1 protein-coding gene is annotated in these 1,277 nt (G+C 65.8%); it reads right to left on the reverse strand.

Features of this window, described 5'->3' with window-relative positions:
• Positions 1–102: 102 nt before the first annotated feature.
• Positions 103–1,277: heavy metal translocating P-type ATPase (locus AB5Y85_RS01710; RefSeq protein ID WP_368221083.1), on the reverse strand; the 1,175-nt coding region annotated here is incomplete at its 5' end.

Below are 1,277 nucleotides of genomic sequence, written 5' to 3' on the forward strand. Positions count from 1 at the left end.
GGCGCGCTTTTTCTTTTACGGGGTGCCGTGAGAGAAATGAGAGTAAAAAGAAAAGCCGTCCCGGTTGGGGGACGGCTTTTGGCTGGGATGCCATTGGCTGGCTTAACGCTTGCGCAGCAGGCGCAGGGCGTTGGCGGTCACCAGCGCGGTGGCGCCGGTATCGGCCAGCACCGCAATCCACAGGCCGGTGATGCCGAGCAGGCTGGTGACCAGGAAGATGGCCTTCAGCCCCAGTGCCAGCGCGATATTCTGGTGAATATTGGCCAGTGCCGCCCGCGACAACCGGATCATCGCGGCAATACCGCCGAGCTGGTTGTGGGTCAGTGCCGCATCTGCGGTCTCCAGCGCCACATCGGTGCCGCCGCCCATGGCGATGCCGATACTTGCCCGCTTCATGGCGGGGGCATCGTTGATACCATCGCCGATCATGGCAACCTTCCGGGTGCTGGCCAGCTTGGCGATCTCTTCTACCTTGTTCTCCGGCAGCAGACCGGCACGCCAGCCCATCCCGAGTTCACCGGCGATGGCCTCGGCAGCATGGGGGTTATCCCCGGTTAACATGATGCTGTTGAGCCCGAGCTGATGGAGTTCTTGCAGCGCAGCCGCCGCCTCCGGCCGGATCTGATCCCGAAGCGCCAGCAGGGCGACCGGCAGCGCCTGGTCGCCGCTGCTTTGGCAGAGCACCACGACAGTCTTGCCCTGCCGCTCCAGCGAAGCAATCCGGGTCTGCTGTTCCACATTCAGGGTCGCCACCCGGCTCGGTGCCAGCAGTTGCCACAGCTCACCGTTGATGCGTCCCTCAACCCCCATGCCCGGCAGTGCGCGCAGGTCGCGGGCCTCCGCCAGCGTCAGCCCCTGTTCGGTCGCGTTGGCGACCACTGCGCGGGCCAGCGGGTGGTGGGAGCCCTGCTCGATGGCAGCCGCCAGTGCCAGCAACTCGGTCTCCGGTTGGCCATTGAGGTTCACCAGTTCGGTCAGTTGCGGCTTGCCCAGGGTCAGAGTGCCTGTCTTGTCAAAGGCGACGGTGTCGATATGGGCCAGTCGCTCCAGTGCGGCACCACCCTTGATCAGGGCCCCCTGACGGGTGGCGGCGGCCAGCGCCGAAGTAACCGCTGCCGGGGTGGAGATGACCAGGGCGCAGGGGCAACCGATCAGCAGCAGCGCCAGCCCGCGATAGATCCACTCGTCCCAGCTCTGGCCGAAGGCTAGGGGTGGCACCAGCACCACCAGCAGGGCGACCAGCATCATGGCCGGGGTATACCAGCGGCTGAAGCGGT

It is taken from the genome of Aeromonas sp. R3-1 (genome assembly GCF_040908345.1).
GTDB lineage: Bacteria > Pseudomonadota > Gammaproteobacteria > Enterobacterales > Aeromonadaceae > Aeromonas > Aeromonas veronii.